Below are 21,110 nucleotides of genomic sequence, written 5' to 3'. Positions count from 1 at the left end.
AAGCCGAACGCGGTCAGGCTGATACACCGAGGCGCCTGGTGTCGGGGCTGCTGCGCAGCCCAGCGGGAGCAAGCTCCCTCGCCACAAGGGATATGTCTAGCGAGCGGCCCAGGCGTTGAAGCGTTGTTCCAGTTCCTCGCCATGGTCGACCCAGAACTCCGCGTCCACGGCTTGGGCTTCAGCCAGGTTGGCCTCGGCGGTGGGTAACTGCTCCTGTACCGCCGTCGGCAACAGCGCCAGTGTCTTGCGGTGCACCGGCCCATAAGGGATGTTTTCCGAAAACACCTTCTGGGTCTGCGGCTGGCTGGCAAAGGCAATGAACTGCTCGGCCAGGGCCTTGTTCGGCGTGCCCTTGACCACGGCCCAGTACTCCGGGTCGTAGAGGCTCTGCGGCCAGACGATGCTCAGCTTCATGCCTTCCTTTTGCGCCGATGCGATACGCCCGTTGTAGGCCGCACTCATCGCCACGTCCCCCGCCACCAACCACTGCGCCGGTTGCGCGCCGGCTTCCCACCATTGGATGTTCGGCTTGATCTGGTCGAGCTTGGCGAATGCCCGGGACACGCCTTCCGGGGTGTTCAGCACCTTGTACACGTCCTGCGCCTTGACCCCGTCGGCCAGCAAGGCGATTTCCAAGGTGTACTTGGCGCCCTTGCGCAGGCCACGCTTGCCCGGGTACTCGGCCACGTTCCAGAAATCCGCCCAGGACTTGGGTGCCTTGGCGAGCTTGCTCTGGTCATAAGCCAGGACCATCGACCAGACGTAGGTGGCGACCCCACATTCATTGAGCGCTCCCGGCACATAGTTCGCCGGGTCGCCCAGGCGCCCCAGGTCAAGCTTCTCGAACAGCCCCTCCTCACAACCACGCAACAGCTCGGGGCTCTCCACTTCGACCACGTCCCAACTGGTGTGGCCGGCGGCGACCATGGCCTTGATCTTCGACAACTCACCGTTGTATTCGCCGGCCACGATGTTTCCCGCACCGCTGGCATTGAAAGGTTGGAAGTAGGCCTTGTCCTGGGCCTGCTTGGTGGCGCCGCCGAAGGAAATCACGGTCAGGCTCTGTGGCGCGGCCAGGACACTGGTACTCAGCAACGCCAGGGCACACGCAATATTGCAACGCAAGGATCTGGACATGAAGCGGTTCCTCGAAAATACCGGCTCGCCCGCACGAGCCGGTGACGGGACTCAAAAGTGACCGTAAATACGGGCGGCAAGGTCTACAGCAAAGGCTCTTGTCGGCCTGTTCATGGGTGTCGCCTGGCTGACCGCGAGGAATCTCCTTCCATTGAAATCGTCCTCCTCAGGCACCTTGCGGTCAGCAATCATTGGGTTCACAGAGATAGCTCGCGAGCCGACCCATCAAGCGGTCGCAGGCGGCCATTTGTTCAACGCTCACGTATTCGTCGGGCTTGTGCCCCTGGTCCATGCTGCCGGGGCCACAGACCACCGTCGGCACCCCGGCCTGATGGAACAGGCCGCCTTCGGTGCCGAATGCGACCGTGCCGAACGCGTCGCTGCCACACAGCCGTGCAACCAGTTGGGCGGCCGCGCTGTCCGGCGAAGTGGCCAGGCCCGGGTAGGCCGACAACGGTTCGAAGCGGATCGCTGTATCCCCCGCCACCGCCTGCATGGCCGGCAGCAGGGTCTGCTCGGCATAACCTTGCAATTGCTCAGCCACCACGAGGGGATCGAAATCCGGCAAGGCGCGTACCTCGAAATCGAAACGACAGTCCGCCGGGACGATGTTCAGCGCCGTGCCGCCGTGGACCACCCCGACCTGCACGGTGGAAAACGCCGGGTCGAAGCGCGGGTCGTGCCGCGAGGGTTCGGCCAATTGCGCGCCGATCTCGCCCAACCGCCCGATCAGGCGCGCCGCCTGTTCGATGGCGTTGACCCCGTAAGGCGCATAGGCCGAATGGCAAGCCGCCCCTTTGACATGGCAACGCATGGCGAGCTTGCCTTTGTGGCCCAGCACCGGTTGGAGTTCGGTGGGTTCGCCGATCAGGCACAGGGCCGGTTGCGCAATCCGCCGAACCAACACCTCCAGCAAGCTGTGAACGCCCAGGCAACCCACCTCTTCGTCATAGGAAAACGCCAGGTGCACCGGTCGCCGAAGCGGGCTGGACAAGAACACCGGCACCGCCGCGAGCACCGAGGCCAGGTAACCCTTCATGTCTGCCGTGCCGCGCCCGAACCATTTACCGTCCATCTCGGTCAGGCAGAACGGATCGACCGTCCAGGCCTGCCCGTCCACCGGCACCACATCGGTGTGCCCGGACAACACCACGCCACCGGGCAGCGCCGGGCCAATGCTCGCCAGCAGGTTGGCCTTGGTTCGCTCGGCGTTATAGATCAGCTCGCTGTTCACACCCAGCCCTTGCAAGTAGTCGCGCACGAACTCGATCAAGGCCAGGTTCGAATCGCGGCTGACCGTGGCAAAGCTCACCAGTTCGGCAAGCAGCGCGCGACTGCGCAGCTCACTCATCACCCGGCACTCCATAACTCGGCGCCAGGGTCGGGTTGAGCGCGCGGGTCAGGTAATCCTGCAATTGCGGCTGATAGGCGAGCCAGAGTTTTTCCAGCTCGCCGATGGGATTTTCCTCGGCCCAATCCACCCGCAAATCGACAATGGGCCAGGTCAGGTCATCGACCACCGACAGCGCCGCCGAATGCACCGCCCCGGCCTCCCCGCCCGCCACCAGCCCGGCCTGCAACGCGCTCATCAAACGCGACGCAAGACAACCACCGCCCTGCTCGAAGGCCGTGACCATGGCTTCGATCACCCCAGCGTTGGCCAACAGATTGCCGGCTGCCACGCATTGCTCACCGGCCACTGCGTTGTGGGTGCCCAGGGTATGCTCGCCGCTGAAAATCGCCGTGCGGCCCTCGGCATCGATTACCGCCACTTGCCGGTATTGGCTGTAGCCGTTGCGCGCCAGGGTCCGCTCCAGCGCCGCTTGCGCCGCCAGGCCGCCCGCCAGTTCATCGAGAACCTGCGGGCCCAGGGCCGGCAGGGTAATGTTCTGGCTCGACACCGCGCCGACGCCCGCGCGCAACCAGGGGCAACGGGCGCCGACGGCAATGCTCGAGGAACTGATGGCGATGCCCAACTGGCCGGTTTCGGCACAGCGTCCAACGATGGAAAAGGTCATGTTCCGTTCCTTATTCAGGGATCACCGCGATCACGTCGATTTCCATCAGCCACTGCGGCTGGCCCAGGGCACTGACCACCAAGCCGGTGGAGATCGGAAACACGCCCTTGAGCCACTTGCCGACCTCCTGGTACACCGGCTCGCGATAGCGCGGGTCGATCAGGTACGTCGTGGTCTTGACGATGTGGCTCAGGTCGCTGCCGGCCTCTTCCAGCAATTGCTTGACGTTGCGCATGGCCTGCTCGGCCTGGGCGCGAGGATCGCCGAGGCCCACCAATTGACCGTTGAAGTCGGTGCCGACCTGGCCGCGCACGTAGACGGTGTTGCCGGCCCGTACGGCCTGGCACAGGTCGTTGTCCAGCGTCTGGTTCGGGTAGGTGTCCTTGGTATTGAACATGCGAATACGCGTGTGAGTCGGCATCAACGAACTCCCGTGAGACTGGTTTTCGAACGGTGTGAATCGCTGTCGAGTGCCGGGGCCTGGCGCTGGGCGGCATCTTGATAGGCGAGGTAAATGCGTTGCTTCACGATGTGATCGGCAATATGCCGGGCGTCATGCCAGACACCCCAGATGAACGCCGAGCCCCGTCGCGACAGCCAGGGCAAGCCGACGAAATACAGGCCCGGCTCACTGGAAACGCCACGCTGATGCCGAGGCTTGCCATTGGCGCCGAGGGCGTCGACCTTCAGCCAGCTGTAGTCCACCGAGTAGCCGGTGGCCCAGATGACACTGGTCACGCCGGCGGCGACCAGGTCCAGTTCCAGGATCGGCTGGGTCAGGCATTGCGGATCAGGCAGCCGGTGGCGAGCTTCCGGTTCGAGCGGCAGGTCCAGGCCGTTGCGGGCGATGTAGGCGTCGGCGGCATCCAGCAGCGCCAGGTAGTTTTCGTCGCCGCGGGCGATGTTTTCGGCCAGATTCGGTTCAAAGGTCACCACGCTGCCATTGAACGATTTCGTCAGCCCCACCAGGGTGATGCCCTCGTGGGCCAGCCGGCGAAAATCCACGGTATGACCACCACGGGCACCGCTTACCGCGATGGTGACGTGCTCCTTGCCCGGCTGGACCGCCTCCGCATCCCACTCGCCCAGCACGCCCAGCCACCAGCAGAAATCGCGGTTGCGATAGGCCCGGGGCGGACGATCGTGGGCCCCCACCGAGAGATAGACCTGCTTGCCGGCGCGCTGCAGTTCATCGGCGATCTGCACCCCCGACGACCCGGCGCCCACCACCAACACAGCCCCCTCGGGCAATTGCCCGGGGTTGCGATACTGAGCCGAGTGAAGCTGGGTGACCGTCGCCATGTCCGGCGCAATCGGTGGAATCACCGGCCGCTGGAAGGGCCCGGTGGCGACGACCACGTGGATCGCTTCGATCAGGCCGTCGGAGGTTTCCACGGTGAAGCCCGGACGGCCGATATTGCGCTCGACGCCCCGGACCTCCACGCCAGTACGGATCGGTGCGTTGAACTGGCGGGCATAGGCTTCGAAGTAATCGGCCACCTGGTCCTTCGTCGCGAAGGCATCCGGGTCGAGCCCTTCGAATTCCAACCCCGGAAAGCGGTCGTGCCAGGCCGGCCCGTTGGCCACCAGCGAATCCCAACGCGCCGTGCGCCAGGCCTCGGCAATGCGGCTGCGCTCCACGACAAGATGAGGCACGCCTTGTCGGCTCAAGTGCTCACTCATGGCCACGCCGGCCTGGCCGGCGCCTATAACAAGCGTATCGATGCGTAGGGTTTCAACGGGCATGTCTGTGCACTTCCGGCATTAGGTTTGATTCAGGCCGGCAGGGCGCCGCCTCGGGTTCGGTTTTCTTGTTGTTCTGCGGTTGCGGTTATCGGGATGAGGTGTCGAGGCGATTGTGTTGGCAGGCGGGGATTTGCGAAACGAGGGTTTTTGTCGTTGCTGGGAAGGAAAAAAATGGGCTACTGCCCGAGCGTGATGCCCAAGGGAACAAGGCGAGTCTTGTTTGGACCTGAGACATGCGGAACCTGTGGCAAGAGGGAATGCCTTTGTGGCGAGGGAGCTTGCTCCCGCTGGGCTGCGCAGCGGCCCCAAATCCGTTACCGAGGTCTCTCAGGCTCATTGCGCTCAGCTTTTTTAGGCTGCTGCGCAGCCAGCGGGAGCAAGCTCCCTCGCCACAAGAGCGGTTTAGCGGTGTGGCAAGAAGGTCGATGCATGCGGTAGGCGCCCCCCCTGACACCCACATCCTGGAGAGGAAATGCCTTTGTGGCGAGGGAGCTTGCTCCCGCTGGGCTGCGCAGTGGCCCCAGACCCGTTACCGAGATCTTTCAGGCGGATTGCGCTCAGCTTTTAGGCTGCTGCGCAGCCAGCGGGAGCAAGCTCCCTCGCCACAAGAGCGGTTTGGCAGTGTGGCAAGAAGGTCGATGCACGCGGTAGGCGCGCCCCCCTGACACCCACATCCTGGAGAGGGAATGCCTTTGTGGCGAGGTGCGGTACAACGGGCTTATTCCGCCACGACACTGGCCTGGAAATCGGCGATCTGTTGCCACATCGCCACGGGGTTGGAGTACATCGGGAAATGCCCGCAATCGGCGATCGGCGCCAGCCGGATGCCTTCGGCCTGGAGGTGCGACAGGTAGGACAGCGAGGCATTCTGCTCGCCGAACATGAACATCCTCGGGCACGGCAAGCCGAGAAACTTGCCCATCAGGTCGGCATTGTCGGAGAGCTCGACCATGGAGTGGAAAATCCCCGGCACGGCACCAGCGCGGACCTTGTGCCTGAGACTCGCCGAATAGAGACCACTCGCGTAGGCCGGCGCGTGGCGGGCACGCTCGATGAAGGCGGTGAAAAACGCTTCGGGATCACCGCTCGGATAGTCCACGATCTGTCGACTGAGGAAACAGTCTTCCGGGGCCACGTTGCCTTCGATATCGACAAAGCTGAGCACCCGGCCAGGGAAGTGATGGGCCAGCATCAGTGCGGTCAACCCGCCCATGGAATGGCCCACCAGATGGAAGCGTTCGATGTCGAAATGCGCCAGTACCTGCAAGGCCGTTTCCAGCAGGAACGCAATGCTGATCCGGGAAAGGTCGGCGCACTGGGTTTCGCCGCAACCCGGTGCGTCATAGGCGACAAACGGATGACCATTGAATGCCGGGTGCAGCACGATGTCGGCATAGTCTTCCTTGGTCGAACCAAATCCATGCAGGAACAGGATAGGGGCACGCTCGCCCTCACGCCGCAGAGTGGCGACGTTCAGCGCAACACCCTCCACGGTCAGAGGGAGTTTCAGTTCAGAGAACATTTCGACTGGGGGCACGTGAGTCATTCCTTGAGTGAACAGAGTATGCCAGGACGCATTGCCGGCAATCAGGCTCGCAATGTCGGGGCAATCCAGGGTTGTGTAAATTCCTGATTCGGGATTGCCTTGATATGCCAAACCTATCGATCAACCCTCTGTTCGTCCCCGCCCCTGCAAACGTGCCACCACCTCCTCCACCAGCGGATTGAGCCGTCCGGCATTCCAGGCCACGGCGGTGGTCACGACGTTGAGCTTCTGGCTGAGTGGTCGGAACACCACGTTCTGCGGCGCCATTTTCTTCAACGACGCCGGCACCAGCGCAATGCCCTGGCCATAGCTGACGAAGGCAATTTGCGAGGCAACGGAGCGCACTTCATGCAGTACCCGAGGCGAAAAGCCGCTGGCCCGACAGGTCGCGATCAGGTTATCGAAGTACACCGGGCTGACCTTGCGGGAAAACATCACCAAGGGCTCGGTGGACAGGCTCGACAGGCTGATCCTTGTCCGCGAAGCCAGGGGATGATCGCTGGGCAAGGCCACCACCAGGCGATCTTCCCTCAACGGCAATGACCTGATCGAATGCCCCAGGTCCCCGTCCAGCCGGGCGAAGGCCAGGTCGATGTCTCCGGCTTCCAATGCCGGCACGGCTTCGACACTGTCGATCTCGCGGACAGACACGGTGAGGTGCGGATGCTCGGCCTTCAGTTGCTCGATCAACCCTGGCAACACATCGAACATGGCGGTGGAGATCGCACCGATGGTCAGCATGCCCGACTGCCCTGCCACGGCTTCTTCCACGGCCAGTTCCAGGCGCTCCAGTTGATCGGCGAATTTACGCACCGCCGGCAGGATCGCCGCCCCCACGGGGGTCAGTTGCGCCCCACGTCGCGAACGCTCGAACAACTTGACCTTGAGCGCCTGCTCAAGCACCTGGATCTGCTCGCTCAGCGGTGGCTGGGACATGCCCAGGCGCTTGGCCGCACGACCGAAATTCTGTTCCTCGGCAACCGCCAGGAACAGCCAGAGATGACGAATCAAACGGAAGTTGATCATGGACTATCCATAGGTTCAGCGTATCTGTGGGTTACGTGATCAGTAATATACCTATGAAACTTCCTCCTCGACACTGGGCCCCTCCGCCACCTTTGGGGTTTGCCCATGAATGCTATGAGTTTGCTGGATCGCTTGGCGGCGCTGGACACCAACACGGTGTCCGACGCCCTGGATTTCCTCGGATTGCCGGGAGCCACCGTTGGGCTGCGCCCACTATGGAATTGCCCGAAGATCGTCGGCCGCGCCAGCACCGTGCTGCTGGCCGCTAAATCCGACAACGTCCCCACGGTCCACCTGATCACCCCGGTGGTGGAGCAGATCGACAGCGATGATCGCGTCTTGGTGATCGCAGGTGGAATCGAAGGCGTCTCTTGCTGGGGCGACATTCTCGCCAACGCCGCGGTCGGCAAGCAGGTGCGCGGTACGGTGATCGACGGCTTCAGCCGCGACATCGACGGCAGCGAAGCCATTGGCTATCCGGTGTTTGGCCGCGGCGTGACCATGGTCAGTGCCCGCAACCGCGTCATTCAAATCGACGCGGCAGTGACCATCCCCGTCGCTGGCGTCGATGTCAGCGAAGACGACTTTGTCATTGCCGACAACTGCGGGACCGTCTTCATTCCCCAGACCCACATCGACAAGGTGCTCGACCTGGGCGAGCGCATCGCCCGCCGCCAGGACGGCATGGTCGAGGCGGTGCGCAGCGGTCGCTCGGTCGCCGAAGTGATGCATGACACCCAGTTCGAAGCCATCCACGTGGAGCACTCCTGATGAACTTTGAAGATAAAAGCCTGGTCGCCTTGTTCGAAGGCCTGGACACCCCAGGCATCTCCGACGCACTGGACAAACTCGGCCTGCCCGGCCAATGCCTCGGCGTAGCGCCCCTGGACAACTACAACCAAGTCATCGTCGGGCCGGCATTTACCGTGCAATACGTCTCGGCCAGCACTCCGCCGGGCACGGTGGGCGACTTCATCGAAGACGTGGCTGCTGGCGACGTGGTGGTCATCGACAATGGCGGCCGCACCGACTGCACCGTGTGGGGCGACATCATGACCCAGTACGCAGGCTCGCGGCAGATCGCCGCCACCGTCATCGACGGTGTCTGCCGTGACGTGAACAAGGCCCTGGGCGATGGCTATCCAATCTTCAGCAAAGGCCGCTTCATGCGCACCGGCAAGGACCGCGTGCAGGTGCAGTCGGTGAACCAGCCGGTGTCCATCGGCACCGCCCGGGTCTGTGCCCGTGACATCGTGGTCGCCGACGCCAACGGCGTGGTGATCGTCCCCCGTGACCGGGCCGCGGAAGTGGCGGCCTGCGCCCGACAGATCGAATCGGTCGAGGCCGACATCCGTGCCCTGGTCGCCCAAGGCAAGACCTTGAAACAAGCCCGCGCCGCACTGGGCTACCACAGCCTGCAGAGGAAAGTCTGATGACCACGCTCCTGTTCCCCAAGGATTTTCACGCCCGGGCCAAGGTTTTGGGCAGCTCGACCCTGTATGAAGCCTGCCACCAGCCTTGCGCGGTCGACAGCGCGATCCGCCCGGTCTGGGACGGTGCCTTCATCGCCGCACCCGCTTACCCACTGGAATGCTCGCCGGGTGACAACCTGGCCCTGCACCTGGCCATGGAACGCGTACCCCGTGGCAGCGTGCTGGTCGTGGGCACGGGCAGTTTCATCGCCGGCTACTGGGGCGAAGTGCTCACCGTGGCGGCTGAAACAGCGGGCGTGGTCGGCCTGGTCATCGATGGTGGCGTGCGGGATATCGCGGCGCTGAAAAGACGCCGGTTCCCGGTGTTTGCCCGCGGCATTTCGGTCAAAGGCACGGTCAAGGCCAGCGCGCCGTCGGTGGGCCAGCCGTTCAACTTCAACGGTGCCCATGTTGCCCAAGGCGACCTGGTGGTGGCCGACGAAGACGGTGTGATCATCATTCCCAAGGCGGATGTGGCACGAACCCTGGCCGAAGGCGAAGCCCGCGCCAACAAGGAAGCCCAGATGATGCAAGCGTTGACCGAAGGCCGCTCGACCTTGGAACTGATGAACCTGACCGAGTGGAGAACCCGCGCATGAGCGTCGACATCCAACGACTGAATCGGCGCCTGGCGCGTGCGCAACCCTCGGCGACCTATCGGATCATGGACCGGGTGGCCGAACGTCGCGCACAGGGGGCGAAGATCATTTCGCTGTGCGCCGGCGAGCCTGATTTCGATACGCCCAAGCACATTCGCGAGGCGGCGATCGAGGCCATCGAACAGGGTCACACCCGCTACACCCAGGTCGCCGGTGTGCGTTCGCTGCGAGAAGCGGTGGCGGCCAAATTCCGCCGGGAAAACGGCCTCGACGTCACCTGGCAGGACACCCTGGTCTGCAATGGCGGCAAGCAAGTCATCTACAACGCCCTGGCCGCGACCCTTGACGAGGGGGACCAGGTCATCGTGCCGGCGCCCTATTGGGTCAGTTATCCGGAGATGGTCCAGCTCTGTGGCGGCGAGTCCCGGATTGTCACCTGCGATGCCGACAGCGGCTTCAAGTTGACGCCCGCCGCGCTGGATGCGGCGATCACCCCGCAGACCCGCTGGTTGATCCTCAACTCGCCGTCCAACCCGACCGGTGCGGTGTATAGCCGCGAAGAACTGCAGGCCCTGGCCGACGTGTTGCTGGCTCATCCTCACGTGCTGATCCTGGCGGACGACATCTACGAGCATTTGATCTTCGATGATCAGGTGTTCTATACCCTTGCCCAAGTCGAACCACGACTGGCTTCGCGCACCCTGACCATGAACGGGGTTTCCAAGGCCTATGCCATGACGGGCTGGCGCATCGGTTTTGCCACCGGGCCACGCTGGCTGCTGGAGGCCATGGAAAAACTCCAAGGGCAGCAGACCTCGGGCGCCAGCTCAGTCTCCCAACAAGCAGCCTTGGCTGCATTGGACGGCCCCAAGGACTTCATTCGCGAAAGCCGTGCCGTGTTTCAGCGTCGTCGCGACTTGATGGTGGCGCTGCTCAATGCCACGCCGGGTCTTGCCTGTGCAAGCCCGGGTGGCGCCTTCTATGCGTTCGCCTCCTGTGCCGGCTTGATCGGCCGGACCTCATCCGGAGGACGGGTGCTGCACACCGATGAAGATGTCGCTCACGCGCTGCTCGATGAAGCAGACGTGGCAGTGGTACACGGCAGCGCGTTCGGTCTTGGCCCTTACATTCGCATTGCCTACGCCCTGGATGATGCGTCCTTGCGCCAGGCCTGCGAAGCGATTCGCGGATTCTGCGATGCACTTCGCTGAACCAGGATCAAACGGTGGGCACAGACTCGGATCGTAATGGCCAGCTCAGTTCAACCGCGCCGGAAACGCCTTGAGCTCCAGCTTTTCCATCACCAACGCAATGAACGCCGAGACCGCCAGCGGCAATTGGCGCCGGCTCGGATAGAGCACATTAAGGCCGAAGCCAATACGCTCGTACTGCGGCAACACACGTACCAGCCTTCCAGCGTCCAGGTCCACGCTGCTCAGCGCCGAGGGCAGCACGGCGATGCCCAGGCCCGCCACGGCAGCCTTGCGCAACGCTTGAGCGGTGTTGGCGTTGAAGCGGCTGGGAACCTGCACCTCTTCCTCGGTGCCGTCCGGGCCGATGAGCCGCCAGTGACTCAAGCCGCTGGGATGGGCAAAGGCCACGCTGTCGTGGTGAGCCAACTCCTGCAGCGAACTCGGCGCACCGCGCTTGGCGATGTAGGCGGGGCTGGCGACCATCCCATCACCTTCGTTCTTGATGAGTTGGCGCCCGACATACCCGGAGTCCTGCAGCGCACCGCCGCGAAAGGCCACGTCGATACGGTCGGCAATCAGGTCGACTTTGGCATCGCTGAGCACGAAATCAAGCTGCACCCGAGGATGCGCGACGAGAAAGTCGGCCACCCATTGCATCGGGAAAAAATCGAAGAAATCCGCCATCGCCGCGATACGCACCAGGCCACTGGGTTCATCGCTGCCCTTCATCAGTTCCTGCCCCGCCTCGGTCAGCCCATCCACGGCGCTGACGCAGCGTTCATAGAACCCCTGCCCCACCTGAGTCAGCGTGAGTTTGCGAGTGGAGCGTTGCAGCAGTCGCTTCCCCAATTGCGCCTCCAACTGCTGGACCCGCCGGCTCACGGTATTGGAAGGCATGCCCAGCCGCCTGGCTGCTTCGGCAAAGCTGCCGCTGCGCACCACCTGGACAAACAGTGCGACATCATTCAGATCGAGCATCAGGTCGCTATTCCTTCATTTTCTGGATGAGTTCAATCCGATTGTATCGACTAATCAATCTATTGCCAGGCACTTATCCTTCTCGCATCGAGGCCACCAACGCTCAAGAATCCGAGGTCATCCATGAACAGCATCGTCGCAGCGCCACCGCGTACCATCGTCCACCGCACCCGGGGCAACCGCCACGGGCCGATCACGCGCCTCATGAGCCCGGGCGACCTCGGCCAACTCTGCAAGCCCTTTGTGTTTCTCGACCTCTTCGCTTTCACGGACAACGTCATGCCAAAAGGTTTCGGCATGCACCCCCACTCCGGTATCGCAACGCTGACCTACATGATCGACGGCCAGGTGACTTACGAAGACACCACCGGTCAATCGGGCGTGTTGCCCTCCGGCGGCATGGAATGGATGCACGCAGGCAATGGTGTATGGCATGACGGCAGGCCAGTGGAAGGCTCGCCGATCAAAGGCTTCCAGCTTTGGGTCGCGCTGCCGGCCGATGAAGAGAATGCCCCGGCCCACAGTGTCTACCTGGCGCCCTCCGCTATCCGCCGGGAGGGTCCGGCGCTGGTGTTGCTCGGCCAACATGGCGCGGCTCGCAGCAGCGTTGCAGCCCCGGCGGGCATGAACTACTTGGCTGTGCAATTGAAAGACCAGGAACGCTGGCGCTATACGCCACCGGCTGGGCATACCGTTGCCTGGCTGGCGGTCAACGACGGCAGCCTCGACGCTGGCGGCAACGTCAATGCCGGGGAAATGGTGGTGTTCGAAGAATCCGGCGCAGCCATCGACATCGTTGCCCAGGGCGCGACCTCCTTCGTGCTCGGTTCGGCGGTCAAGCATCCCCACGACCTGGTGATGGGCTACTACTCCGTGCACACCAGCAAAGCCGCACTGGAAAAAGGCGAGAAGGAAATCCAGCGCATCGGCACCGTTTTGCAGCAAGAGGGTCGGCTGGCCTAGCCGCTCCTCGACTCAACCCTGATCCACTGTCCGAATCCCATAGAGGTGAACATCATGACCAACATCGGTCTCGACCTTCTGCTGTCCCGCGCCCAGGTCGGCAAGCTGTCCCTGAAAAACCGCATGATCATGGCGCCGATGACCCGCAGCCGCGCAGGAACAGGCGATGCGGCCACGGCCCTGATGGCCGAGTACTACAGCCAACGCGCCAGCGCCGGCTTGATCATCAGCGAAGGCTCCCAGGTGTCGGCCCAGGGCAAGGGTTACCTGAGAACGCCGGGGATTTTTACCCCTGAGCACATCACCGGCTGGAAACAGGTGACCGACGCGGTCCATTCCGAGGGTGGGCAAATCTTTTTGCAGCTCTGGCACGTGGGCCGTCTGTCCCATCCCCTGGTGCAAGTCAACGGCGCCCAACCCGTAGCACCCTCGGCGATCAAGGCCGATGGCGAGATCTACACCCCCGAAGGCCTCAAGCCTTATGAACTGCCACGGGCGCTGGAGCTCGACGAGATCCCGGGCGTGGTCGCCGACTTCCACCAGGCCGCTGTCAACGCGAAGCTGGCCGGCTTCGACGGCGTGGAGATCCATGGCGCCAATGGCTACCTGATCGACCAGTTCCTGCGTGACGGCACCAACCAACGCACCGATGCCTACGGCGGCTCGGTCGAGAATCGTGCCCGTTTCCTCAAGGAGGTGGTCGAGTCGGTGATCGAAGTCTTCGGGGCCAGCCGGGTCGGCGTGCGCCTGTCGCCGATCTTCAGTTACTTCTCGATGAGCGACAGCGACCCGCAGGCGACCTTCAACTACACGGCCAGGATGCTCAGCCGTTATGGCCTGGCCTACCTGCACATCGTGGAACTGGGTGAAGGCCCGTTCGACTTCCTCGAACTCAAGCGCCGTTTCGGCGGCCCCTACATTGCCAACGGCGGTTACAGCGCGGAACGTGCGGGCAATGCCATCGGTCGTGGCGAAGCGGATCTGGTCGCGTTCGGAACGCCATTCCTGGCGAACCCGGACCTGGTGGAGCGCTTCAAACAGGGTGAGGCGTTGAACACACCCGACGCAGCGACCTTCTACCAAGGCGAAGAACATGGCTACACGGATTATCCGACCCTGGCCGAGGCCCGGGCGCAATGATCCAGTAGAACGGGAGCCAGCAAGACGCAAAGCAGGGCTTGCGACGCCCTGCTCTTGCCTCGACTAAAATTGTACAAATTTGCATTTTCTTGTACAAAAAACTTTCAAATGTACAACCTCTGAAGTAGGCTTCGAAAACTTGTACAGAAATAATCTTCTGTACAATATTTAGGAGCCTAGCATGTCCGCCTATCTCCAGCGTTTCGCCCAGGCTTTCGCCAAGCTGGACGCCAGTCGCCTCGGCGAGCTCGATGAGCTCTACAACGTCGACATCCATTTCCAGGACCCGTTGCACCGGATCGAAGGCCTGACCGCCTTGCGCGAGTACTTTGCGCAGTTGTATGCCAACGCCCATGACGTGCGTTACGACTTCCACGCGTTCGATGAGGCCGCTCCCGGTGAAGGTTATCTGCGCTGGACCTTGCACTTTCGGCACCCACGCCTGGCAGGCGGCGCCCCCATTGCCTTGCAGGGTTGCAGCCATTTGCGCTGGACCGACCGTGTCTACCATCACCAGGATTTCTTCGACGCCGGCGCCCTGCTCTACGAACACCTGCCGTTGCTGGGACCGGCGGTCCGCTGGCTCAAGCGGAGGCTGGCATGAGCCGCATCTGGCTGACCGGAGCCAGCAGCGGCATTGGCGCGGCCCTCGCGGCACAGTTGCTGGAACAAGGCCATCACCTGGCATTGAGCGCACGCCAGACAGAACCCTTGCAGGCGTTGGCGGCCCTTTATCCAGACCAGGTGCTGGCACTGCCGGGCGACCTGACCGACCCGCGCCAGGTCGCCCTGGTCTGCCAGCAGATCGAGCGTGAATGGTTGGCACTGGACGTGGTGATCCTCAATGCCGGGACCTGTGAATACCTGGAATCCGGGCATTTCGACACCCACCTCGTCGAGCGTGTCATCACCACCAACCTGCTCGGTACCAGCCATTGCCTGGAGGCGGCCTTGCCCTTGCTGCGCCGGGGCCAACGCCCGCATCTGGTGGTAGTGGGCAGCGCGGTCACCTGGTTGGCCTTGCCACGTGCTGGCGCCTACGGCGCCTCGAAGGCGGCGTTGCGCTACCTGGTGGAATCCCTGCGTATTGACCTGGCCGCCGAAGGCATCGACGTCACCCTGGTGAGCCCCGGTTTCGTCGATACCCCGCTGACCCGGCGCAACGACTTCCCCATGCCCATGCGCTGGTCAGCGCAACGGGCGGCGCGGCATATCGTCCGGCGCTTGCCGGCACGGCCGCTGGACATCGCATTTCCCTGGGCCTTCATCGCCGTTCTGCGCCTGCTCGGACAGTTACCCGCCCGCTGGCGGCTGGCCCTGGGCCGGCGCCTGGCACGCCCCTCCAAGGAATCTTGAGACATGCGCATCGCAATCATCGGCAGCGGTATTTCCGGGTTGACCTGCGCCTACCTGTTGAACCGTCGCCATCAGATCACCCTCTTCGAGGCCGACGACCGAATCGGGGGCCACACCCATACCGTGGAGGTCGATTGGCAAGGCCGACGCTATGGCGTGGATACCGGTTTCATCGTGTACAACGACTGGACCTACCCGAACTTCATTCGCCTGCTGGATCATTTGGGTGTCGCTTCGCACCCTACGGAAATGAGTTTCTCGGTGCACGATCCGGCCACCGGGCAGGAATACAAGGGCCACACCCTGCGCAGCCTGTTTGCCCGCCGGCGCAACCTGCTATCGCCCGGTTTCTGGGGCATGCTGCGGGACATCCTGCGGTTCAACCGACAAGCGACGAGCGACCTCCAGGCGCAACGCATCGACGGCGCCACGCGGCTCGGTGACTACCTGCACCACCACGGTTATGGCCAACGTTTCATCGATCACTACATCGTGCCCATGGGTTCGGCGATCTGGTCGATGTCGCCGGCCAGGATGCTGGAGTTTCCACTGCAGTTCTTCGTGCGCTTCTGCCACAACCACGGCCTGCTGTCGGTCAACCACCGCCCGCAATGGCGCGTGATCGAAGGCGGCTCTTGCGGTTATATCACCCCGTTGTGCGCCGGGTTCCGCCAGCACATCCGACTCGACTGCCCGGTGCAATACGTCAGCCGGGACGCCGCCGGGGTCAATGTGACCAGCGCCGCAGGCATCGAGCGCTTCGACAAAGTGGTGTTCGCCTGCCACAGCGACCAGGCCCTCGCCCTGCTCGAGGCTCCCAGCGCTGAAGAAACCGAGGTTCTCGGTGCCTTGGCCTACGCCAGCAACGAAGTGCTGCTGCACACCGATACCCGACTGTTGCCACGGCGGCGCCAGGTTTGGGCGAGCTGGAACTACCGCCTCGGCGGACCACCCCAGGCACCGGCCGCGCTGACCTACAACATGAACATCCTCCAGGGCCTGGACGCGCCGGTGACCTTTTGCGTGAGCCTGAACCAGAGCGATGCGGTCGACCCGGCCCTGGTGCTTGCACGCTTCGATTACGCCCATCCCCAGTACAGCCTCGCCGGCGTCACCGCACAGGCCCGCCAGGGTGAGTTGCAAGGGCAGCGGCACAGCTATTTCTGCGGAGCCTATTGGGCCAACGGCTTTCATGAAGACGGTGTGGTCAGCGCACTCCACGTCGCGGAGCATTTCGGAGAGCACCTGTGAACAGCAGCCTGTGTCGCGGCTGGATCGACCATCGGCGTCATGCCCCGCGCGTCCACGCCTTTCGTTATCCGATCGGCATGCTGTACCTGGACCTCGCCGAACAGCAGCACGTGCTGGGCCTGTCGCGCCTGCTGCGGCCATGGACCCTGGCGCCGCTGTGCTGGCGCGAGCGCGATTACCTGCCGGCGCGCACCCACCTGGGCGTGGCCCTGGTCGACGCCGTGCGCGAGATCCTCGCCGAAAGCCTGGGCACGGCTCCGCAAGGTGCGATCCACCTGCTGACCCAGCCACGCAGTTGGGGCCTGTCGTTCAACCCGGTGAGTTTTTATTTCTGCCACGAAACCGACGGCCGCCTGTCGGCGATCCTCTGCGAAGTGCGTAATACCCCATGGCGCGAACGCTACCACTATGTGCTGCCCGTACGTCCGGGCGAGCCCCAGGCGTTCCAGGTGGCCAAGGCGTTCCATGTTTCACCGTTCCTGCCCCGAGACATGGACTATCGCATGCGTTTCCTGGTCCAGGACGCCCGTATCCGTGTGCACATGGAGAACTGGCGCGCCGGGCACAAAGTGTTCGAGGCCCACCTCGCGCTCGAGCGCCAGCCTCTCGATAGCCGGTCGCTGCGCCGTCATGTCCTGGCCTTCCCATGGATGAGCCTGCGCACCGTCAGCGCCATCTACTGGCAGGCCCTGCGCCTGCTGTTCAAACGCACACCCCTGCACGCACACCAGGCCAGCCCAGGCGACCTGAGTATTGGCGAAACCGCCCACAAGGACCCCGACCATGCCCGAACCCACCCTGAGCGTCACTAAGGCCAGCAGCTCCTGCCTGTTCAATGGCGGCTTCTTCAAGCAGGCCGTGCTCGGCCAATTGCGCCGCCTGCGTCACGGCCACCTGCGCCTGACGGTCGATGGCGCGCCGTCGAGCTTCGGCGACCTCGCCAGCCCGTTGGTGGCCGAGGTCGAGATTCTCGACGACGCGGCCTGGGGCATGGTCGCCGGCAACGGTTCCATCGGTGCTGGCGAGGCTTATATCCGCGGCTACTGGCGCAGCGCCGACCTGACCGCCGTGACACGCCTGTTCGTGGCCAACCTGGAAGTGCTCGACGCCATGGACAGCGGCCTGGCCCGCCTCAGCCGCCCGCTGATGCGGGGGTTGCACTGGCTCAACCGCAACAGTCGCAAAGGCTCGCGGCGCAATATCATGGCTCACTACGACTTGGGCAATGAGCTGTTCGAACGACTGCTCGATCCCACCATGATGTATTCCGCCGCGCTGTTCGAAAGCCCCGAACAGAGTCTGGAAGACGCCCAGCGCAACAAGCTGGAACGCATTTGTCGCAAGCTTGACCTGCGTCCCGGCGACCACTTGCTGGAAATCGGTACGGGCTGGGGCAGCCTCGCCATCCATGCGGCGACACATTACGGTTGCAAGGTCACCACCACGACCTTGTCCGACGAGCAATACCGCCATGCGCTGCAGCGTGTCGAGACGCTGGGCCTGCAAGCGCGTGTGCAGGTGCTGCGCCAGGACTACCGCGACTTGCAGGGACGCTACGACAAGCTGGTGTCCATCGAAATGATCGAGGCCGTCGGGCATCGCTACCTGCCTGAGTATTTCCGCTGCTGCGCCGCGCGACTCAAGGATGACGGTTTGATGTTGCTGCAATCGATCACCATCCGTGACCAGCGCTATGCCCAAGCCCGGCGCTCGGTGGATTTTATCCAGCGCCATGTCTTTCCCGGCGGCGCCCTGCCATCGCTGTCGATCCTGTTGAGCACCGCCAGTACACAGACGCCACTCAACCTGCTGCACCTCGAGGATTTCGGTTCGCACTACGCCCGCACGCTGCGGCACTGGCACGAGAACTTCCGCCAATCGCGCCAGGCGTTGTCGGAGTTGGGCTATGACGAAACCTTCCAGCGCCTGTGGGAGTTCTACCTGTGCTACTGCGAAGGGGGATTCCAGGAGCGGGCCATCGGCGTCGCCCAATTGTTGTTCGCCGGCCCCGCTGCCCGCCCGTCGTTCCTGCCGGAGCAACGGTAAGCCCGATGAGCCGCAGCCGCCTGCTGATCAGCGCGCTCTGGCTGCAACTCGTAGCCGGTGCCCATCAGCCGGGCTGCTCCTGGCGGCACTGTGGGGCTTATGGCTGCCGCAGGCGTTGCGCCTGGCCGAATCGCGCTGACCACAGGACGCCAGCGAGACGCTACCAGGGCTCGTCCAGAAACAGCGGGATGCGCAACGGCTCGACGACGTCCTCACGCTGACCACACATCTCGTCATGGACCACCTGCTGCACCAACGTGCACGGCAGGCGCGGCACGAAACGCAGCAGTTCCCGCAGGTGGGTAGTGGAGCGTACCGGCAACGCTTTTCCTGAACGCGAACGACCTGATCATGGGCACGCCACCGGTTTCTCAAGGACGAGTCAATAATTGTACAGAGATATGTATTTGTACAGCTTTTCCATGCCAACGAGAAAAGACGAGGGCTACATGCCGGTCATTCCAGCAACTGAACGATCCGCGGTTCGATCCCCCCAGCCTCCACCTCAACCAAAGCCAGCGTCACCGGCAGCTTGAAACGCCGCCGGCCGGCGCTGCCGGGGTTGAGGTAAAGGCGTTCGCCGCGCCATTCGATGCTCGGCTTGTGGGAATGGCCGGTGATCACCCACTTCACGGCCGGGTCCAGCGCAGCCTGGACATCGGCGATGTCATGCACCAGGAGGACCGGCCAGCCGTCCAGGTCGAACTGCAGGCGATCGGCAAGCTCCGCCGCCCACTCGGCACCCAGGTCGTTATTGCCACGCACCACGTACAACGGAGCGAGGCATGCCAGTTGCGCCAGGATATCGGGGCTGCCGATGTCGCCGGCATGAATGATCCGCTCACAGCCTTGCAGCGCGGCAAGCGCTTCGGGACGCAGCAGGCCGTGGGTATCGGAAATGACGCCGACTTTCATGAAACCTTTCTCCCCAATCGTGTGTCGCCGCTCGTACCTGCCTCGTCGCAGTCAGCTAACATGCTGAATTCGAATAGGATAGGCTGCGCCGTGAAAGGTGCAGACCCGTCGTGGAAAGGATACGTCAATGCTCGGACGCAAGCAGCCAGAGCCCAATATCGAAAGCCCCGATGAGGCCTTCTCCCAGCAAGCTGTGCGGGCAGGAGCGGCATTCCGGCTGACCGTGAGTTTCATGCTCGTGGTCGTCATCGCCTTCCTGGCCGTCGAAGGCTGGCGGGCCTGGCGCGACTACCGCGCCGCTTTTGCGTCTGCCCGGGATTCGGTGACGAACCTGGCGCGGGCGACGGCCCAACACGCTGAAGATACCATTCGACAAGTGGATGTGGTCACCGCCGCCCTCGCAGAACGAGTGGAGGGCGATGGCCTGCAGAACATGGACATCCCACGCATCCATAAGCTATTGGTGCAGCAGGCCGCCATCATGCCGCAACTGCACGGGTTGTTTATCTATGGCCCGGACGGCCAATGGCTGGTGACGGACAAGGAAGTGATCCCGGAAATGGCGAACAACGCCGACCGCGACTACTTCCAATACCACCGCACCCACGAGGATCAAGGCGTGCGCATCGGTGACGTCGTCAATAGCCGCTCCACCAACGACCTGATCATTCCCATTTCCCGTCGCCTGAACAACCCCGATGGCTCGTTTGCCGGCGTATTGCTGGGGACCGTGAAGGTCAGCTATTTCGTCGACTACTACGGCGACTTCAAAATCGATGGCAAAGGCGCACTGGTCCTGGCCAAGCGCAGCGGAACGATCCTGGTCCGACGCCCCTTCGTCGCGTCGGTGATTGGCAAGAGCCTCGTCAACAGCGTGATTTTCAGGGAACATTTACCCACCTCCAACCAAGGGGTTGCCGAGGCCAAGGCTGTCGTCGACGACACCGAGCGCCTGTACGGCTACCGGGCCCTGACCACTTACCCGCTGGTGGTGGAAGCCGGCCTGTCCCGCGAATCGATCATCGCGCCCTGGCGCCGCGACCTGTTCAAGACCGGTTTGGTGCTGATTTTCCTGATCGCGATCCTGGTGGGCTTCGGGCTCATCGTGTTGAGCCAACTGCGCTACCGCATGGCCATGGAGAAGCAGATTCGCAGCGCCCACCAGGCCATGCGCGATATGGCGCTGACCGACAGCCTGACCGGGCTGGGCAACCGCAGGCGGCTGGACATCGCCCTGGCCGATGAGATCCGCCTGGCCAGGCGCCAGGGTTCGTCCCTGGCCCTGATCATGCTCGACGTCGATTACTTCAAGCGTTTCAACGACAGATATGGCCATGCCGCCGGGGACGATTGCCTGCGGGCGATTGCAACCGCGCTCGGGCAGACCATCAAAAGGCCGGGCGACCTGGCGGTCCGCTACGGCGGTGAAGAGTTCACCGTGCTGCTGCCAAACACCGACAGCGCCGGCGCCACCAAGGTCGTGCAGCAGATCCTCGAAGCGGTCAGGGCCTTGAACATCGAACATGGCGACCATCCCTTGGGCATTGTCACCATCAGCGCGGGCGTCACCACCTGCCAGCCGAGCGGCGAGGACGTCACCCCGGCCATGCTGATCAGGGCCGCCGATGCCTTCTTGTACCTGGCCAAGAACACCGGACGGAACCGCTGGTGCAGCGCCGAATCGACGCCGGGGTGAACCCGCGGGAGTGCCGCGCATCGGTCAG

Annotated in this window: 21 protein-coding genes and 1 pseudogene; 12 read left to right on the top strand and 10 right to left on the bottom strand. The window is 63.3% G+C overall.

Translation table 11 applies throughout. From position 1 onward, the window contains the following. Positions 1–96 precede the first annotated feature (96 nt). From J4E63_RS12190 to J4E63_RS12160, 7 genes are all read right to left on the bottom strand, one after another. On the bottom strand, positions 97–1,137 hold the full coding sequence (locus J4E63_RS12190; protein WP_063321406.1) for an ABC transporter substrate-binding protein: 1,041 nt from the start codon (positions 1,135–1,137) through the stop codon (positions 97–99). A gap of 181 nt (positions 1,138–1,318) precedes the next feature. Continuing rightward, entirely contained in the window at positions 1,319–2,488 is a 1,170-nt protein-coding gene (gene argE, locus J4E63_RS12185) for an acetylornithine deacetylase (protein WP_207282114.1), read from the bottom strand. Continuing rightward, complete coding sequence (locus J4E63_RS12180) at positions 2,481–3,155, bottom strand: DUF1028 domain-containing protein (protein WP_207282113.1); 675 nt, start codon at positions 3,153–3,155, stop codon at positions 2,481–2,483. The genes argE and J4E63_RS12180 overlap by 8 nt, the downstream gene beginning before the upstream one ends. 10 nt (positions 3,156–3,165) lie before the next feature. After that, complete coding sequence (locus J4E63_RS12175) at positions 3,166–3,576, bottom strand: RidA family protein (RefSeq protein WP_003201555.1); 411 nt, start codon at positions 3,574–3,576, stop codon at positions 3,166–3,168. Then, complete coding sequence (locus J4E63_RS12170) at positions 3,576–4,901, bottom strand: NAD(P)/FAD-dependent oxidoreductase (protein WP_207282112.1); 1,326 nt, start codon at positions 4,899–4,901, stop codon at positions 3,576–3,578. The genes J4E63_RS12175 and J4E63_RS12170 overlap by 1 nt, the downstream gene beginning before the upstream one ends. Before the next feature lie 718 nt (positions 4,902–5,619). Continuing rightward, the gene (locus tag J4E63_RS12165) at positions 5,620–6,423 is read right to left on the bottom strand and encodes an alpha/beta fold hydrolase (RefSeq protein WP_219738690.1); all 804 of its coding nucleotides are present in this window, start codon (positions 6,421–6,423) and stop codon (positions 5,620–5,622) included. Positions 6,424–6,567: 144 nt separating this feature from the next. Beyond that, a complete protein-coding gene (locus J4E63_RS12160; protein WP_060742131.1) occupies positions 6,568–7,473 on the bottom strand; it encodes a LysR family transcriptional regulator in 906 nt (301 codons plus the stop codon). 105 nt (positions 7,474–7,578) lie between these two features. Between J4E63_RS12160 and J4E63_RS12155 the strand changes: the two genes are divergently transcribed. From J4E63_RS12155 to J4E63_RS12140, 4 genes are read left to right on the top strand one after another with little or no spacing between them, the layout of a single operon-like run. Next, positions 7,579–8,244 carry an RraA family protein gene (locus J4E63_RS12155; RefSeq protein WP_060742130.1) on the top strand — a complete coding sequence of 222 codons (666 nt, stop codon included), beginning with the start codon at positions 7,579–7,581 and terminating at the stop codon, positions 8,242–8,244. After that, positions 8,244–8,906: an RraA family protein gene (locus J4E63_RS12150; protein WP_207282110.1), complete on the top strand. Its 663-nt coding sequence runs from the start codon at positions 8,244–8,246 to the stop codon at positions 8,904–8,906. Before J4E63_RS12155 ends, J4E63_RS12150 begins: the two co-directional genes overlap by 1 nt. Then, entirely contained in the window at positions 8,906–9,544 is a 639-nt protein-coding gene (locus J4E63_RS12145) for an RraA family protein (protein WP_060742128.1), read from the top strand. Before J4E63_RS12150 ends, J4E63_RS12145 begins: the two co-directional genes overlap by 1 nt. Further along, positions 9,541–10,755: a pyridoxal phosphate-dependent aminotransferase gene (locus J4E63_RS12140; protein ID WP_207282109.1), complete on the top strand. Its 1,215-nt coding sequence runs from the start codon at positions 9,541–9,543 to the stop codon at positions 10,753–10,755. The genes J4E63_RS12145 and J4E63_RS12140 overlap by 4 nt, the downstream gene beginning before the upstream one ends. Positions 10,756–10,800: 45 nt before the next feature. Here J4E63_RS12140 and J4E63_RS12135 read toward each other — a convergent pair whose 3' ends face one another. Next, complete coding sequence (locus tag J4E63_RS12135) at positions 10,801–11,715, bottom strand: LysR family transcriptional regulator (RefSeq protein ID WP_207282108.1); 915 nt, start codon at positions 11,713–11,715, stop codon at positions 10,801–10,803. A 123-nt stretch (positions 11,716–11,838) separates the two neighbouring features. On the opposite strand from J4E63_RS12135, the gene J4E63_RS12130 reads away from it, so the two are divergent. From J4E63_RS12130 to J4E63_RS12100, 7 genes are all read left to right on the top strand, one after another. Beyond that, on the top strand, positions 11,839–12,678 hold the full coding sequence (locus tag J4E63_RS12130) for a pirin family protein (protein WP_207282107.1): 840 nt from the start codon (positions 11,839–11,841) through the stop codon (positions 12,676–12,678). A gap of 54 nt (positions 12,679–12,732) precedes the next feature. Beyond that, positions 12,733–13,818, top strand: coding sequence for an alkene reductase (locus J4E63_RS12125; RefSeq protein ID WP_207282106.1), 1,086 nt, complete (start codon positions 12,733–12,735; stop codon positions 13,816–13,818). Between the two features lie 181 nt (positions 13,819–13,999). Continuing rightward, positions 14,000–14,422: a nuclear transport factor 2 family protein gene (locus tag J4E63_RS12120; RefSeq protein WP_207282105.1), complete on the top strand. Its 423-nt coding sequence runs from the start codon at positions 14,000–14,002 to the stop codon at positions 14,420–14,422. After that, the gene (locus J4E63_RS12115) at positions 14,419–15,174 is read left to right on the top strand and encodes an SDR family oxidoreductase (RefSeq protein ID WP_207282104.1); all 756 of its coding nucleotides are present in this window, start codon (positions 14,419–14,421) and stop codon (positions 15,172–15,174) included. The genes J4E63_RS12120 and J4E63_RS12115 overlap by 4 nt, the downstream gene beginning before the upstream one ends. Before the next feature lie 3 nt (positions 15,175–15,177). After that, positions 15,178–16,425 carry an NAD(P)/FAD-dependent oxidoreductase gene (locus J4E63_RS12110; protein WP_207282103.1) on the top strand — a complete coding sequence of 416 codons (1,248 nt, stop codon included), beginning with the start codon at positions 15,178–15,180 and terminating at the stop codon, positions 16,423–16,425. Further along, positions 16,422–17,237: a DUF1365 family protein gene (locus J4E63_RS12105; protein ID WP_207282102.1), complete on the top strand. Its 816-nt coding sequence runs from the start codon at positions 16,422–16,424 to the stop codon at positions 17,235–17,237. The genes J4E63_RS12110 and J4E63_RS12105 overlap by 4 nt, the downstream gene beginning before the upstream one ends. Continuing rightward, positions 17,209–18,471, top strand: a complete 1,263-nt coding sequence (locus J4E63_RS12100) for a cyclopropane-fatty-acyl-phospholipid synthase family protein (RefSeq protein WP_207282101.1) — start codon at positions 17,209–17,211, stop codon at positions 18,469–18,471. Before J4E63_RS12105 ends, J4E63_RS12100 begins: the two co-directional genes overlap by 29 nt. Before the next feature lie 160 nt (positions 18,472–18,631). Here the strand turns inward: J4E63_RS12100 and J4E63_RS12095 are convergent. Then, positions 18,632–18,805: pseudogene (locus J4E63_RS12095) on the bottom strand (DUF6482 family protein); the annotation flags it as partial. 122 nt (positions 18,806–18,927) lie between these two features. After that, positions 18,928–19,386, bottom strand: a complete 459-nt coding sequence (locus J4E63_RS12090) for a metallophosphoesterase family protein (protein WP_207282100.1) — start codon at positions 19,384–19,386, stop codon at positions 18,928–18,930. Positions 19,387–19,513: 127 nt separating this feature from the next. Between J4E63_RS12090 and J4E63_RS12085 the strand changes: the two genes are divergently transcribed. Next, the gene (locus J4E63_RS12085) at positions 19,514–21,082 is read left to right on the top strand and encodes a sensor domain-containing diguanylate cyclase (protein WP_207282099.1); all 1,569 of its coding nucleotides are present in this window, start codon (positions 19,514–19,516) and stop codon (positions 21,080–21,082) included. Positions 21,083–21,110: the final 28 nt, after the last annotated feature.

Source organism: Pseudomonas sp. FW300-N2F2, assembly GCF_017351655.1.
GTDB classification, from domain to species: Bacteria; Pseudomonadota; Gammaproteobacteria; order Pseudomonadales; family Pseudomonadaceae; genus Aquipseudomonas; species Aquipseudomonas fluorescens_AA.
This window is presented reverse-complemented; position numbering and strand designations above follow the sequence as displayed.